The organism is Edaphobacter aggregans DSM 19364, assembly GCF_000745965.1.
GTDB classification, from domain to species: Bacteria; Acidobacteriota; Terriglobia; order Terriglobales; family Acidobacteriaceae; genus Edaphobacter; species Edaphobacter aggregans.
Genome location: NZ_JQKI01000012.1, coordinates 77613 through 90451 on the forward strand (window position 1 = coordinate 77613; position 12839 = coordinate 90451).

The window sequence follows — 12839 nt, forward strand, 5'->3', positions numbered from 1 at the left end:
GCCGCAAGCATCCCTTCAGAGGTGCTGCAGACTGCCGTTTCTTATGATCCCAGAAAGACCGGGCGGATGTGTCTATCAAAGAGATTCGTCGTTACATTTCGTGCGACGACCTCTTCGTTGGCCTCGAGCGCTTCGAGGTAGCGTGAGCCCATCCTGGCCGCGACCTTGAAGCCGACGTGGAGCAGCTGGCGGAGGCTGGGGTTGTAGCACGGATTGGACTGGTCGTGACGGAGCGCGGAGACGAACTGCTGGCTGGTCCAGTGATCGACGTCGTCGGGCGTGGGGAGCTTTGCGGGGTCGATGTCGATGACAGTGGCGTAAGGGGCGCAGAGCTCCTCGCGATGACCGTAGGCCTCGCGGTAGACCTCTTTGGCGATGGTCAGACCGGAGCCGCCGGCCTCGGCGAGGCCGATGAGCTCTTCGAGCCAGGTGGTACCGGCGGTCTTGAGGTGCAGGCCGGCGCCGGTGGCCTGCACGGTCTCGTAGATGGGCTTGTAGATGGAGAACTTGTCGGAGCCGGAGTGGACGCTGAGCTTGAGGTTCGCGGGCAGGCCGTAGGTTTTGACGGCGAAGGCGATGGCGGCGATGTCTTCGCGGAACTCGCGGGCGAACTGCTGGACGTCGCCGACGTAGTCGACGCCCTTGTTGAAGCGGCCGGTGAACTTGGGAGCGATGGTCTGGAGGGGGATCTTCTCGTCGGCGATGGCGGCGAGGATGATGAGCAGCTCGACGGGGGTCTGGGGCGAGTCGGTCTCGTCCATGGAGACCTCGGGGATGAAGCGGCCAGCGCCCTTGTTCTCGACGAGGAAGCGGTAGATGCGCCCGGCGTCCTGGACGGCGGCGAGGAACTTGTTGGCGATGCGGGTGACGAAGGCCTCGTCGGTCTTGAAGGGCTCGGTGATGCCGGGGATGGTGACGGTGCCGATCAATTCAGGGTGGCGAGCGACGAAGGCCTTCACGTCGGCCGCGGCGGCGGGCTTGCCGATCATCTCGGCGACGTCGAGGGTGAAGAAGTCGCAGGGGGCGAGGAAGCGCGAGACCGTGGAGAGGTTGATGTGGTCTGCGTCGAGGAAGTAGGGCTTGTTCCAGACTAGCTCCTTGACGGCGGCGTCGGCGGCCTTGCGGGTCTGGGCGGGGTCGCTGCCGATGATGTTGTGCTCGCGGTTGGACTTGTTCCAGACCGGGGAGACTTCGACGCCCGCCTTCGCGGCCTGAATGCATGCGGAGAGCTGTGCCTTTGCCTGGTGGGCGAATCGATCACCTACGCCGATGGAGAATCTTGGAAGCTGGTTTGTCAGGGTATCGCCCATTGTGTGTTTTACCTATCCCTATTGGTCCAACCACTTGCAACCGTCCCAGCATACTCATCTGGGCGAGGATAGGCAAGAAGGCGATGTCAGTCTTTGAAACGTCCGCGATAGGCCCAGAGTCCGAGGCCGGGGTTGGAGATGTAGAAGATCTCCTCGCCGTCGACGGTGTTCCAGCCGTCCTTGAGGAGGTCCGGGTTATATTTGGCGGTGTAGCGGGCGAGTTCGCCGTACTGGAAGTGGACGCTCTCGATCTCCTGCCGGGTGAGGTGGCCGGGGCAGTAGCGGATGGTGAAGCGGCCTTCGCTGGAGCCGTGGATGAGGTGCGCTGCGGCGGAGAGGTTGCCGGCGAGGGCGGGGTCCTCCTTGACTGCCTCGAGGGTGCGCGGGGTTCCGCAGTAGCCGTACTTGCGGATGAGCTTGTCGATGGCGGCGTCTTCTCCGAACTCGTGGACGCCGGGGGCAAGGACGATGAGTTCGGCGTTGTCGGCGAGCGCCATGCGGGTGCGGTAGACGCTCTTGTTGCCGAGCCATGTGGAGCGGAACTCGTGGGGGTCGAGAAAGACGACTGCCTTCTTGATCTCGCGGTCGAGCATCTGGAAGTTGACCTGGAGCGAAAGGGCGGCGGCGAGGTTGAAGCACTCGACGTCATCGCCGATGTAGAGGCCGCGGAGGGCGAGCTTGCCTGCGGCGTTTTTGCCGACGACGGTCTGGATGTAGACGATGGGGAGGCTCTTGGCGAAGTGGTCGCTGGCGTAGTTGAGGACGCGGCGGACGGGGGTGTCGGCGCGGCCCATCATGCGCTCCATCCCGTAGACGGCGCCGAGGAAGTGGGAGCGATGGATGCCGATGGAGCCGCCGGTTCCGACGAAGATGTTCTTGTTGTAGTTGGCCATGCCGACGACCTCGTGAGGGACGACCTGGCCGATGGAGAGGATGAGGTCGTGGCCGCCGTCGCGGAGAAGTTTGTTTACCTGCGCGGGCCAGCAGTAGTCGACCTTGCCTTCGGAGACCTCGTAGAGGAAGGCGCCGGGGACCTCGCCGAGGGTGACGACATCGTTGCGCCAGTCGTGGACGCGGAAGAGCTCGCGGGGGGTAGCGCCGTACATGTTGGCGATCTCGGAGTCGGTCATGGCCTTGTGGGTTCCGAGGGCGGGGAGGACGTCGGTGAGGCGCGAGCCATAGTACTGCCAGGCGAGTTCGGTGATGACGCCGGACTGCGAGTGGAAGCGGGTGAAGTCGGGCGGAACAGCGAGGACTCTATTGCGGGGGCCGATGGCATCCAAAGCGGAGAAGAGGGCGGTGCGAAGGTCGTCGGCCGACATCTCCGTGGTCGGACTTCCTGCGGCGAAGTAGAGGCTCATGGCATCTCATCTTACGCTGGAGAAGTGCGTGGTAAAACCAATTTGGGACAAGGAGAACATGATGTTGGAACAGGATGTTGATCTGACGACGGCCGATGGTACGGTGGATGCGGTGCTCTTCACACCGGATGCGGAGAAGGCGCTGCCGGGTGTGCTGCATATTCCGGATATCAGGAGCATCCGCGAGACGCATCGCGCGATGGCACGCAGGCTTGTTGGCGAGGGGTACACAGTGCTGATGCCGAATCCGTTCTACCGGACGAGCAGGTCGCCGGTGTTTGCGCCTGAGATCAAGCACGGGAGCCCGGAGTTTATGAAGCGGATTCAGGAGTTGATCGCACCGCTGACTCCGGAGGGGCTGGAGCAGGATTTAAGTGTTTATCTGGATTACCTGACCTCGCGGCCTACGACGGCGATCGGCAAGGTGGGTGTGGTGGGCTACTGCATTGGGGGAGGCATCGCGCTGCGAGCGGCGGCGGTGAAGCCTGACCGCGTGGGGGCGGTGGCTTCGTTTCATGGCGGAGGGTTGTATAAGCCCAGTGATCCGGCGAGTCCGCACCTTGTGCTGCCGCGGGTGAAGGCGATCCTCTACTTCGGCCATGCGGTGAAGGACGGGAGCATGACCGCGGAGGATATTGCGGGGTTCGAGAAGGCGCTTGAAGAGTGGGGTGGGGATTATACGAGCAAGGTGTACGACGGAGCGCACCATGGATGGACGGTTCGCGACAACCCGGCCTACAACGAGCCACAGGCGGAGCGGGCCTTTGCGAAGATGATGGCGCTGTTCCGTGAGACGCTTGGGTGACTTTATGGGTGGGGGCGGAGTGAGTGGAGAAGCAGGTTCCTCCACTCCGCTTCGCTACGGTCGGAATGACACCGCGCGGGAGACTTAGCTGGCCGCGATGAGTGTGGAAGAGAGTTAGCTCAGGGGTAGAGCAGGACTGCGATGTTATATGCGGTGAAGGGGCCGGTGTTGTTGTCCGCGCAGGCGGCTACGACAGCCTGGTGGTAGCGGCCTGAGTTGATGCGGCTCGCGAGCTGGTCCGGCAGCTGGTCGAGGCGCGAGGCAGTGTAGCGCATGATGAACCAGGGCTTGTGCTGGCCGGCGAAGCCGGTGTCCATGCCGCAGGTGCGGCGCGCATCGGCGAGAGAGGCGGTGCGGCTGGTGGGACCGACGTTGAGGCCTCTCTGGGAGAGGAGGCGCGCGACGGTGGCCTCCTGCTGATTGAAGTTGATCGTTACGACGGTGGAGGCGAAGTCTTCGACGGCGTAGAACTGGCCTGCATGGGTAACTACTGCGATGCCGACCACGTTCACGTGGGGATCGAGAAGGTTGGCGCGGTGCCCCTTGGAGTTCATCCACATCTGATGAAACATGCTGGAGTCGGGGGCCTGGGCGACGTTCTCGGTGATGAGGGAGAAGTGCGCTCCGGCGCGGGCGCCGCGCTCGGAGAGTTCGGGCTCGCCGGGAAACTGATGCGAGATGCCGTTGTGGGCGGCCATCTGCATGGCGTGGAAGCGGGCGGCCTTGGCGAGCACCGGGTCGTTGCGGAGCTTGGGAAGGCCGCGCGCGGCACGCTCCTGGTTGGCGGCGGCGAGGAGATACTGTTCGGCGACGTTGCCCGTTAGCCTGGGCATGGACGAGGCGGCGACGGCCTGGAGCGGAAGGAAGACGATGGCTCCCAGCAGCAGGGCAATGCGAAGCATGAGGTCACGTGCCCGAGAGCTGACGTCAGAGAGCGGAGCGTCCGTTCCACGAGACGAGGCTGTCTTGGTACCGGCCCTTAGGGGGCCGTTGCTGCTGGAGGTCGAGCGATTCATTGTGCCTGTCCCGGTTCTCTGTCGCCCTTGGAGTGGCTTATCGCGGCTGGTCTCTCGAATGTTAGGAAGAGGAGGAGGCGCAGTTAATCCCACTTTTGGGGGAGGTGAACCAAGGCAGAGAGGAATACGGGAAGATGCAGCAATGTTGCGAACATGGAACGACTGCAGGGTTAGACACGAGTTGGGAGATTTCGTTTCGCGGAGATCTTCAGGATGCGCCGATGAGGCGGTCCCGAACCTGCTGCCACGTGCGGCCAATTCCCTCTTCGAGCGACGTGGTGTGGCGCCAGCCGAGGGTGTGGAGACGGGTGACGTCCATGAGCTTGCGCGGCGTGCCATCGGGCTTTGTGGTGTCAAATACGAGCGAGCCGGAGTAGCCGACGACGCGCGCGACGGTCTCGGCGAGCTCGCGGATGGTGACGTCCTCGCCGGTGCCAATGTTGATCAGGGGCGGATCGGTCTCGGTAAAGAGGGTGTTGTAGGTGGCGTCGTCGAGATTCATCAGGAAGACGCATGCCTGGGCGAGGTCGTCGGAGTAGAGCAGCTCGCGGCGGGGCGTTCCGGTTCCCCAGACCGTGACCGTGGGCGCGTTCGTGCGAATGGCCTCGGCGGTCTTGCGGATGAGCGCGGGGAGGACGTGCGAGTTGGCGAGGTCGTAGTTGTCGCCGGGGCCGTAGAGGTTCGTCGGCATGGCGGCGAGATACTTGGTGCCGTACTGGCGGTTGTAGCTCCAGCACATCTCGATGCCGGCGATCTTGGCCAGCGCGTAGGGGCGATTGGTGGGCTCGAGCGGGCCGGTGAGCAGAGAGGACTCGGGCATGGGCTGCGGAGCGAGCTTGGGGTAGATGCAGGAGGAGCCGAGGAAGAGCAGGCGCGTGACCTGGTTGCGATAGCTGGCATCGATGATGTTGGTCTGGAGGATGAGATTGTCGCGGATGAAGTCGGCGGGGTAGGTGTTGTTGGCGAGGATGCCGCCGACCTTGGCCGCGGCGAGGAAGACGTACTCGGGCTTCTCCTTCGCGAAGAAGTCATTGACGGCGGACGTGTCGAGGAGGTCGAGCTGCTCGCGTGTGCGGGTGAGGATGTTGGTGTAACCGAGGCGCTGAAGCTCGCGATGGATGGCGGAGCCGACGAGGCCGCGATGACCGGCGATGAAGATGCGGGAGTCTTTGTTCATAGGGCGTCCGTTTCGTACACCAGCTGGTTAGCAATTTCTCCTGATCGAATCTCATTGTGGCGCTCAAGCGAAATACTCAGATTCTTCCCCTTCGCTTCGCTCAGGGTCAGAATGACGGCGTATGGAGGTTCATTCATCAGCTTTCCCTGACGTTGTAGGCGTCGAAGCCGTGTTGGCGGACGAGCGCGTCGCGCTGCGCGGATTTGAGATCGGCCGCAACCATCTCTTCGACGAGCTGATCGAAGCTGGTGCGCGGCGTCCAGCCGAGTTCGCGGTGTGCCTTGGATGGATCGCCGAGGAGGGTTTCGACCTCAGTGGGGCGGAAGTAGCGGGGATCGACGGCGACGACGACCTTGCCGTTCTTGTCGAGCGCCTTCTCGTCGACGCCGCTTCCCTGCCAGGTCAGCCCGAGGTCAAGACGCGCGGCGCAGCGCTGGACGAACTCGCGCACGCTGTACTGCTGGCCGGTGGCGATGACGTAGTCCTGGGGCTTTTCCTGCTGGAGCATGAGCCACTGCATCTCGATGTAGTCACGGGCGTGACCCCAGTCGCGCTTCGCGTCGAGGTTGCCGAGGAAGAGCGCCTCCTGCAGGCCCACCTTGATGCGGGCGAGGCCGCGGGTGATCTTGCGGGTGACGAAGGTCTCGCCGCGCAGGGGCGACTCGTGATTGAAGAGGATGCCGTTACAGGCGAAGATGCCGTAGGCCTCGCGATAGTTGACGCAGATCCAGAAGGCATACATCTTGGCGACAGCGTAGGGCGAGCGCGGATAGAAGGGCGTCGTCTCGCGCTGCGGGATCTCCTGCACGAGGCCGTAGAGCTCCGACGTAGAAGCCTGGTAGAACTTCGTCTTCTTCTCGAGGCCGAGGATGCGGATGGCTTCAAGCAGGCGGAGTGGTCCGATGGCGTCGGCGTCGGCGGTGTACTCGGGCTGCTCGAAGGAGACCTGGACGTGAGACTGCGCGCCGAGGTTGTAGATCTCATCGGGCTGCACCTTCTGGACGATGTGGATCAGCGAGGAGGAGTCGGTGAGGTCGCCGTAGTGGAGGATGAAGTGCGGATTGGGCTGGTGCGGATCCTCGTAGATGTGGTCGATGCGATTGGTGTTGAACAGCGATGCGCGGCGCTTGATGCCGTGGACCTCGTAGCCTTTGGCGAGGAGAAACTCGGCGAGATAAGCTCCGTCCTGGCCGGTCACTCCTGTAATCAGGGCTCTCTTCAAAACGTGGACTCTCCTTCGTGCTGGGGTGGGCTTGGGGCAAGTTTAGCTGATGAAGAGACGAGGCTGATCAGATCGCTCTCGAACTGTTGGAGGACCTGTTGCCTTCCCAGATGCCGGACGGCGTAGCAGCGAGCGTTGGCTCCGAGCCGCGTCCGGAGGGCCGGGTCTGCGATGAGGCGCTCGACGGCTGCGTGGAGCGCGGCGGGATCTTCGGTAGGAACGACGAGACCGCAGGAGGTGGCGCCGGCGATGACGCGGGCGACCTGCGTGCCAGGGTCGGCGGTGGCGATGACGGGGCGGCCGCTCGAGAGTATGCCGGTGAGCTTGGAGGGCATGACGAGGTCGGCGGCGCCGGCGCGCTGCGGGAGCAGGTGGATGTCGGCGGCGTTGAGCAGGTCGTTGAGCCGCTCGAGGGGTTGCAGCGGAAGCAGGGTTACGTTGGAGCGGCCGTTGACGAGCGATTCGAGCGTCGGGCGGAAGGCTCCATCGCCGCAGAAGAGGAAGTGCACGCTGGGGTCGTGCTCGAAGGAGGCGGCGAGCGGGGCGAGGAGTTCAAGGCCCTGCTTGGCTCCCATGTTGCCGGCGTAGAGGAGGACGGTTTTGCCTTCGAGGTTGAGTTCGCGGCGGAAGGAGTTGGGTGGTGTGGCGGGGTCTTGTGGGCCCGGGGTTTGAGGATAGACGGAGTCGATGTCGACCCAGTTGGGGAAGAGAGTGATGCGGTCGGCAGCGACACCCTTGGTCGCGGCTCGCTCGACCATCTTGTGCGAGATGCTGGAGACGCGGGTGAAGGCGCGGGTGAAGGCCTGCTCGAGGCCGAGGGCGAGGGCGTGGACGGGGCCCTGCGCCGGGAGGAGGCCGAGGTCGAAGGCGGCTTCGACCTCGAAGTCCTGTACGTGAAGCCAGGAGGCGGCGCCGGTGGCCCGGGCGACGAGCAGCGCGAGCGGAGCGCCGAAGAAGGTGGGTTCGACGGTGAAGACGACGTCGGGATTCCAGAGGCACTGGCGCAGCATGACCGGCAGGCTGCCGAGCATGAAGGAGAAGAGATGCGCCATGCGTTTGATGCCGGTGGGCTTTGCGGGGACGTAGAGGGGCGTGCGGTAGACGACGGGCTCGCCGGGATGTTTTTCCGTGCGGTAGCGTTTGCCGCGGTAGTCTTCGCGGATGCTCCAGGAGGGGTAATACGGGGGTGCGGTGACGACACGGACCTCGTGGCCTCGCCGGGCGAGCCAGGATGCCATCTCGCCGGTGTATTTGCCGATGCCTGTTAGCTCGGGGTGATAGTTGAGGCCGTAGATCAGGATTCGCACTGATGGCAGTTTACAGGGAGGCTCCAACACGATTTGCGGTTGCGCGACTGGGCGCGCAGGCTTCATGCTGAGAGACAGGCGTGAGTGAAGCGAGACCCAAAGATAGTCCCCGGATTCGAATCCTGAATCGATTTAAGGAGCAGCCGCTGGCCGCCATCGGTGTGGCTCTGCTGGTCGTGTTTCTGATCGGTGCGCTGTTTGCGCCGTGGCTGGCTCCGGACGATCCGGCGGCTCTGGATCTGCATGGGCGACTGGTGGGGCCGAGCGCGGCGCACTGGTTCGGGACCGATGAGCTGGGGCGGGATATTCTCTCGCGGACGTTGTATGGGGCGCGGATCTCGCTGATCGTTGCGGTGAGCGTGGTGGCGCTCTCGCTGGCGATCGGGCTGGTGGCTGGTTGTGTTGCGGGCTTTTATGGCGGATGGCTCGATACCGCGATCACGACGTATGTGATGAATGCGTTTCTGGCGCTGCCGGGGATTCTGCTGGCGATTGCGTTTGTTGCCTTCATGGGGCCGGGGCTGTGGAACGTGATTGTGGCGCTTGCGATCTCCGGGTGGGTTGGTTACGCGCGGCTGGTTCGCGGGCAGGTGATGGCCGTGAAGGAGCGCGAGTATGTTGAGGCTGCCCGGGCGCTTGGTGCGAGCGATCTGCGGATTCTGTCGCGGCATGTTCTGCCGAACATAGTGCAGCCGCTGATCGTGCAGGCGGCGGTGGGGATGGCGACGGCGGTGATGGCGGAGGCGACGTTGAGCTTCCTGGGGCTCGGGGTTCCGCCTCCGGCGGCCAGTTGGGGGTCGATGCTGAACGACGCTCGGTCGCACCTGTTCGACTCGCCGCATATGGTGTTCTTTCCGGCGATGGCGGTGATGCTTTGCGTGCTGTCGTTCAACTTCATCGGGGACGCTCTGCGGGACTTCATGGACCCGCGAACTCGGCTGCGGGCTGGGCTATAGTAGTACCCCTCCCCCCCCCACTTAATTGTGCAAAGTCTTCGAAACAGAGACTTTGGTTTGGTACTTCTGGTGTCGGCTCCTTCCTGAGAGTTAAATGCGAATGCCCGGCGGTGGCCGGGCATTTTCCTTCACTGATTTAAGTATAGCGGGTGGGGTGGAATTAATCGGCAACTTGGATGTGGTTTGGCTTGTTTGGTTTACGCGATTTTTGGGCTTGACAACATTTTCGACTGGGCGGGCTGTGGAAAAATCGCTTTGTCCTTGAAGACTAATCCACCACGACTGGATCACTTTCCAATTCGCCGACAACTCAGAAGTTAAGTCACGAGATGGGCGTCATCGTTACTCACGCACGCGCTAGTCTTTCGAGGACAATGCCGCCGTGATGATGTCCTTAGCGTTATTGCTCTTGAGCAGTTGTCCAGCCTGTCATTGGGGAGGGAGCCCCTTCCTGAGTGAATGGAGGCAGAAGCGCTGTCCAAAGCGATCAACGATCCGGATGAGGAGGTGCGGAATAACGCGGTACGGGCTTTAGCCGTCTTGTCCGCCGTACCCGGAAGCGAGGGATGCGGATATGGAGCATCATCCCTTCCAGGCTTTGCCGATTGCACCGAGAACCGCATCGTTGATTGGCTTCTTGGAGAAAGTTGCATAGGTCAGTGTGTCTCCCGTGTGTAGGGGAAGCACGGAGCGCACCTTCTCCAAAGGCAGGCCTCCGTAACCGAAATAATTGATCGGGCCAACCTGCGACAAAACGGGTGAGATAAATAGTAGAAGTGCACGACACGGAAGTATGATCGTCTTCGTGATCGCTTGGGTCTGCGACCGGTGCACATATCCCAATAAGGCAGCCGCAGCACGGCGTTGCTTAGGGTCACCCGCAGTCTGGAGTACGTTCCTAATCTCTGGCTCACGTTCAAGTGCATAAGCACGCATCGCGAGGTTGACAGCTTTCAAGGATGGATCTATTGAAATCATGTACCCCTGCGAATCGTCTTCTTCAGCCGAGCCGCGAGCCACCGCCTGCCCAAGAACTCCCATCTCCTGCTCGTACAACTGCAGCCCTTTGTCATCCAGATGGGATCTACTAAGAGGAACAGTGCTGGTTGGAACAGGTCGTGAGGTTGAACCGGCTAGCCCAACGAAAATTAGCAGACGCTGCGAATCGTCGCAGCAAACAACATTGATATCGGTTGGAGCATTTGAACCTCGAACCTCGAGAACTTAAATCGAGCTAATCATACCGAGGCACGATGGAACGTGCCTGCTGTGACCGCGAAGGCTGGCCCGGAAACAAGGTAGGCATACTCGAGTTCGAGGGTGTCGTATTCTCGTTTAGTCCCCACAAGTCTTGCTTCTCGGAAATTAACCAGTCCGTGATTCGCTATAGACAGAGGCGCGAAGACGGGCGATCTCGCGTATGCTTGGCGCTGATGTATTGGGGGTGTGGTTTGCGTAAAGTTGTGGTTTCGAAGAGTGACGAGAAGAAGCAGCCAGCGGCGGGAGAGTGGCTGGATATCGAGAAGATTGCCACGGCGGAGATCAGCTCGGAGGATCCGGCGTTTCCGATCGATAATGCCCTGGACAAGACCGGTACAGGTGGATGGCGGGCGAGTGGGACGGGTCCGCAGAGGATTCGGTTGCTGTTCGATGAGCCGCAGAGGATTCGGCGGATTCAGCTTCACTTTGTGGACAGGGAGTCGGAGCGATCGCAGGAGTTCTGGCTGCTGGCGCTGGTGGGCGATGAGCTGCGTGAGGTGGCTCGGCAGCAGTGGAACTTCTCACCGAATGGAGCGCCGGAGGAGTTGGAGGACTACACGGTGGAGCTTGACGGCGTGAAGGCGCTGGAGCTGAGGATCGATCCGGACAGGAGCCATGATCCGAAGCAGAGCCGGCATGTGGCTTCGCTTGAGCGGCTTCGTTTAGCGTAACGGCATGTTGGTTGGTGTGATCTCGGATACGCATGGGCTGCTGCGGCCGGAGGCGCTGGTGGCGCTGGCCGAGGCGGAGCATATTCTGCATGCCGGGGATGTGGGGAATATCGAGATTCTTGACGAGCTCAGGAAGATTGCGCCGGTGACGGCGATTCGCGGGAATGTGGACGTGTACGGCGCGTGCGCGGAGCTGCCGGCGACGGAGATGGTGGAGCTGGGCGGGCGGTTCTTCTACATGGTGCACTCGGTGCATGATTTGGATCTCGATCCGCGGGCGGCGGGCGTGGATGTGGTCGTGAGCGGGCACTCGCACAAGCCTTTGGTGGAGCATCGGAAGGGCGTGATGTATCTGAATCCGGGGAGTGCGGGGCCTCGGCGGTTTAGTTTTCCGGTTTCGGTGGCGCTGGTGACGGTGGGGGATTCAGTGGAGGCTCGGGTGGTGGGGTTGTTGGTTTAGTTTCGCCGGTTGGAGAGGAAGGCATACCCCAGGGGTTGAAGCCCCTTTCTTTTTGTGGCGATTGAGAGGCCCAAGACTGAAAGCCTTGGGGTACCCAGAAGCGACAGAGGTTCGAGCTTCGCTCGAATAACCCACATCTCAAAATCGAGATGTGGGGCACCCGACGCCCGGCGTGAAATGCAGCGTAGCCGAGCAGAATACAGGGGTCTCTCCACTGCGCGCTATGCGCTCCGATCGAGATGACGACGAACAGCAAACGTCACTGCGACCGCTTTAAGGAGCCTTCACGCCCGCTCACGCGAACCGCAGATCCTTCGACTCCGCTGCGCTTCGCTCAGGATGACACTTCCTTTGGGATTTATGGCGCTACTGGCGAAATGCGGGGTTCTTCCCCTTCGACTTGCTCAGGGTCAGAATGACGGCCTTGGATTCCCGAGGCTTGCATGAGTGGGAGTTTGCGGTGCGCTACTTCGTGTCGAAGGTGACGGTGCTGAGGATGGATTCGAGGCGGTGGCGGACGGCGTTGAGTTCGGCGGGGGTGATGTCGCGGACGCCGCTGACGTCGCCTCCGCAGAAGGTGTTGATGACGAGGTCGAAGCGGTAGCAGGAGCTGTTGCGGTAGGCGGTGTAGATCTCGTCACGGGCCTCGGTGCAGATGGTTCCGTGCTCGTCGTAGCCGTGGGTGAAGGGTGTTCCGGCGATCTGCGCGGTGGTGACGCTTCGGGGAGCCTGGGCGGAGGCCTGGGTGCGGCAGAGGGCCTCGGTGGTGCGGGGGGTGACGCTGAAGTAGAAGAGGGCTCCGGAGAAGGTGGAGGTGGGGTGTGGGTTGAAGGCGATGGTGGCGACGCCGCGCATGATACCGGACATGGGTGCAGTGCGGACGTCGAAGGCGAAGGTGCTGACCTCGGCGTCGTGGCGGGTGAGGGTCCAGCCGGCGGGGACTTTGAAGCTGACGCCGTAGCGCTGGTCGTGGAAGGCGCTGGCGGCGGGGGTGGTGGGGTCGGGTACGGGGATGTTGGACGGGACGCCGAGGAGCGGGAGGCGGGGCTTGGCGGGGGCCACCGACGGCGTCTGGGCGGTGAGATGCACGGCGAGGAAAAGGACGGCAGAGATCACGGCGGCGGCACGGCAAAGGACAGGGCGAAGGAAGTTTTTCATGCTTCTCGAACCGTGCGGCGAGCGGTCTCGCTGCTTCTACAGGATAGCAGTGGAGGGGCGGGGAGGTTCTGCAACGGATGGGGGAGGGGTGGGGCGGTATGATCCCCGAGCTTGCTCGGCGCTACGGGCGAAATGC

12 protein-coding genes are annotated in these 12839 nt (G+C 62.5%); 4 read left to right on the plus strand and 8 right to left on the minus strand.

All coding sequences use genetic code 11. From position 1 onward, the window contains the following. Nucleotides 1-41: 41 nt before the first annotated feature. Together Q363_RS05325 and Q363_RS05330 are read right to left on the minus strand one after the other, a co-directional pair. Nucleotides 42-1310 (minus strand): tagaturonate epimerase family protein, encoded by a 1269-nt coding sequence (locus tag Q363_RS05325; protein ID WP_035348439.1) that lies wholly within the window; start codon nucleotides 1308-1310, stop codon nucleotides 42-44. Nucleotides 1311-1396: 86 nt separating this feature from the next. After that, on the minus strand, nucleotides 1397-2671 hold the full coding sequence (locus tag Q363_RS05330) for a nickel-dependent putative hexonate epimerase (protein WP_035348441.1): 1275 nt from the start codon (nucleotides 2669-2671) through the stop codon (nucleotides 1397-1399). On the opposite strand from Q363_RS05330, the gene Q363_RS05335 reads away from it, so the two are divergent. After that, nucleotides 2670-3476 carry a dienelactone hydrolase family protein gene (locus tag Q363_RS05335; RefSeq protein WP_084080029.1) on the plus strand — a complete coding sequence of 269 codons (807 nt, stop codon included), beginning with the start codon at nucleotides 2670-2672 and terminating at the stop codon, nucleotides 3474-3476. The genes Q363_RS05330 and Q363_RS05335 overlap by 2 nt on opposite strands. Before the next feature lie 119 nt (nucleotides 3477-3595). Here the strand turns inward: Q363_RS05335 and Q363_RS41970 are convergent, their stop codons facing one another. From Q363_RS41970 to Q363_RS05355, 4 genes are all read right to left on the minus strand, one after another. Beyond that, nucleotides 3596-4378, minus strand: coding sequence for a CAP domain-containing protein (locus Q363_RS41970; RefSeq protein ID WP_169746933.1), 783 nt, complete (start codon nucleotides 4376-4378; stop codon nucleotides 3596-3598). A 322-nt stretch (nucleotides 4379-4700) separates the two neighbouring features. Continuing rightward, nucleotides 4701-5669, minus strand: coding sequence for a GDP-L-fucose synthase family protein (locus Q363_RS05345; protein WP_035348447.1), 969 nt, complete (start codon nucleotides 5667-5669; stop codon nucleotides 4701-4703). Nucleotides 5670-5805: 136 nt separating this feature from the next. Continuing rightward, the gene (gene gmd / locus Q363_RS05350) at nucleotides 5806-6891 is read right to left on the minus strand and encodes a GDP-mannose 4,6-dehydratase (RefSeq protein ID WP_035348449.1); all 1086 of its coding nucleotides are present in this window, start codon (nucleotides 6889-6891) and stop codon (nucleotides 5806-5808) included. Further along, complete coding sequence (locus Q363_RS05355; protein WP_035348451.1) at nucleotides 6888-8198, minus strand: glycosyltransferase WbuB; 1311 nt, start codon at nucleotides 8196-8198, stop codon at nucleotides 6888-6890. The genes gmd and Q363_RS05355 overlap by 4 nt, the downstream gene beginning before the upstream one ends. Nucleotides 8199-8278: 80 nt before the next feature. Between Q363_RS05355 and Q363_RS05360 the strand changes: the two genes are divergently transcribed. Further along, nucleotides 8279-9154, plus strand: a complete 876-nt coding sequence (locus Q363_RS05360; protein ID WP_483782885.1) for an ABC transporter permease — start codon at nucleotides 8279-8281, stop codon at nucleotides 9152-9154. Nucleotides 9155-9736: 582 nt separating this feature from the next. Here the strand turns inward: Q363_RS05360 and Q363_RS05365 are convergent. Continuing rightward, nucleotides 9737-10195: a hypothetical protein gene (locus Q363_RS05365; RefSeq protein WP_157466550.1), complete on the minus strand. Its 459-nt coding sequence runs from the start codon at nucleotides 10193-10195 to the stop codon at nucleotides 9737-9739. A gap of 410 nt (nucleotides 10196-10605) precedes the next feature. Between Q363_RS05365 and Q363_RS05370 the strand changes: the two genes are divergently transcribed. Together Q363_RS05370 and Q363_RS05375 are read left to right on the plus strand one after the other, a co-directional pair. Continuing rightward, nucleotides 10606-11085 carry a hypothetical protein gene (locus Q363_RS05370; RefSeq protein ID WP_035348455.1) on the plus strand — a complete coding sequence of 160 codons (480 nt, stop codon included), beginning with the start codon at nucleotides 10606-10608 and terminating at the stop codon, nucleotides 11083-11085. A gap of 4 nt (nucleotides 11086-11089) precedes the next feature. Then, complete coding sequence (locus Q363_RS05375) at nucleotides 11090-11545, plus strand: metallophosphoesterase family protein (protein ID WP_035348457.1); 456 nt, start codon at nucleotides 11090-11092, stop codon at nucleotides 11543-11545. 465 nt (nucleotides 11546-12010) lie between these two features. Here Q363_RS05375 and Q363_RS05380 read toward each other — a convergent pair whose 3' ends face one another. Beyond that, the gene (locus Q363_RS05380) at nucleotides 12011-12703 is read right to left on the minus strand and encodes a hypothetical protein (RefSeq protein ID WP_051978406.1); all 693 of its coding nucleotides are present in this window, start codon (nucleotides 12701-12703) and stop codon (nucleotides 12011-12013) included. Nucleotides 12704-12839 lie beyond the last annotated feature (136 nt).

Bases quoted from the DNA above. Each gene is read 5' to 3' on its own strand.
- Q363_RS05325 (WP_035348439.1), bottom strand. From the start codon at position 1,310: ATGGGCGATACCCTGACAAACCAGCTTCCAAGATTCTCCATCGGCGTA.
- Q363_RS05335 (WP_084080029.1), top strand. From the start codon at position 2,670: ATGGCATCTCATCTTACGCTGGAGAAGTGCGTGGTAAAACCAATTTGG.
- Q363_RS05330 (WP_035348441.1), bottom strand. From the start codon at position 2,671: ATGAGCCTCTACTTCGCCGCAGGAAGTCCGACCACGGAGATGTCGGCC.
- Q363_RS41970 (WP_169746933.1), bottom strand. From the start codon at position 4,378: ATGCTTCGCATTGCCCTGCTGCTGGGAGCCATCGTCTTCCTTCCGCTC.
- Q363_RS05345 (WP_035348447.1), bottom strand. From the start codon at position 5,669: ATGAACAAAGACTCCCGCATCTTCATCGCCGGTCATCGCGGCCTCGTC.
- Q363_RS05365 (WP_157466550.1), bottom strand. From the start codon at position 10,195: ATGGGAGTTCTTGGGCAGGCGGTGGCTCGCGGCTCGGCTGAAGAAGAC.
- Q363_RS05375 (WP_035348457.1), top strand. From the start codon at position 11,090: ATGTTGGTTGGTGTGATCTCGGATACGCATGGGCTGCTGCGGCCGGAG.
- Q363_RS05380 (WP_051978406.1), bottom strand. From the start codon at position 12,703: ATGAAAAACTTCCTTCGCCCTGTCCTTTGCCGTGCCGCCGCCGTGATC.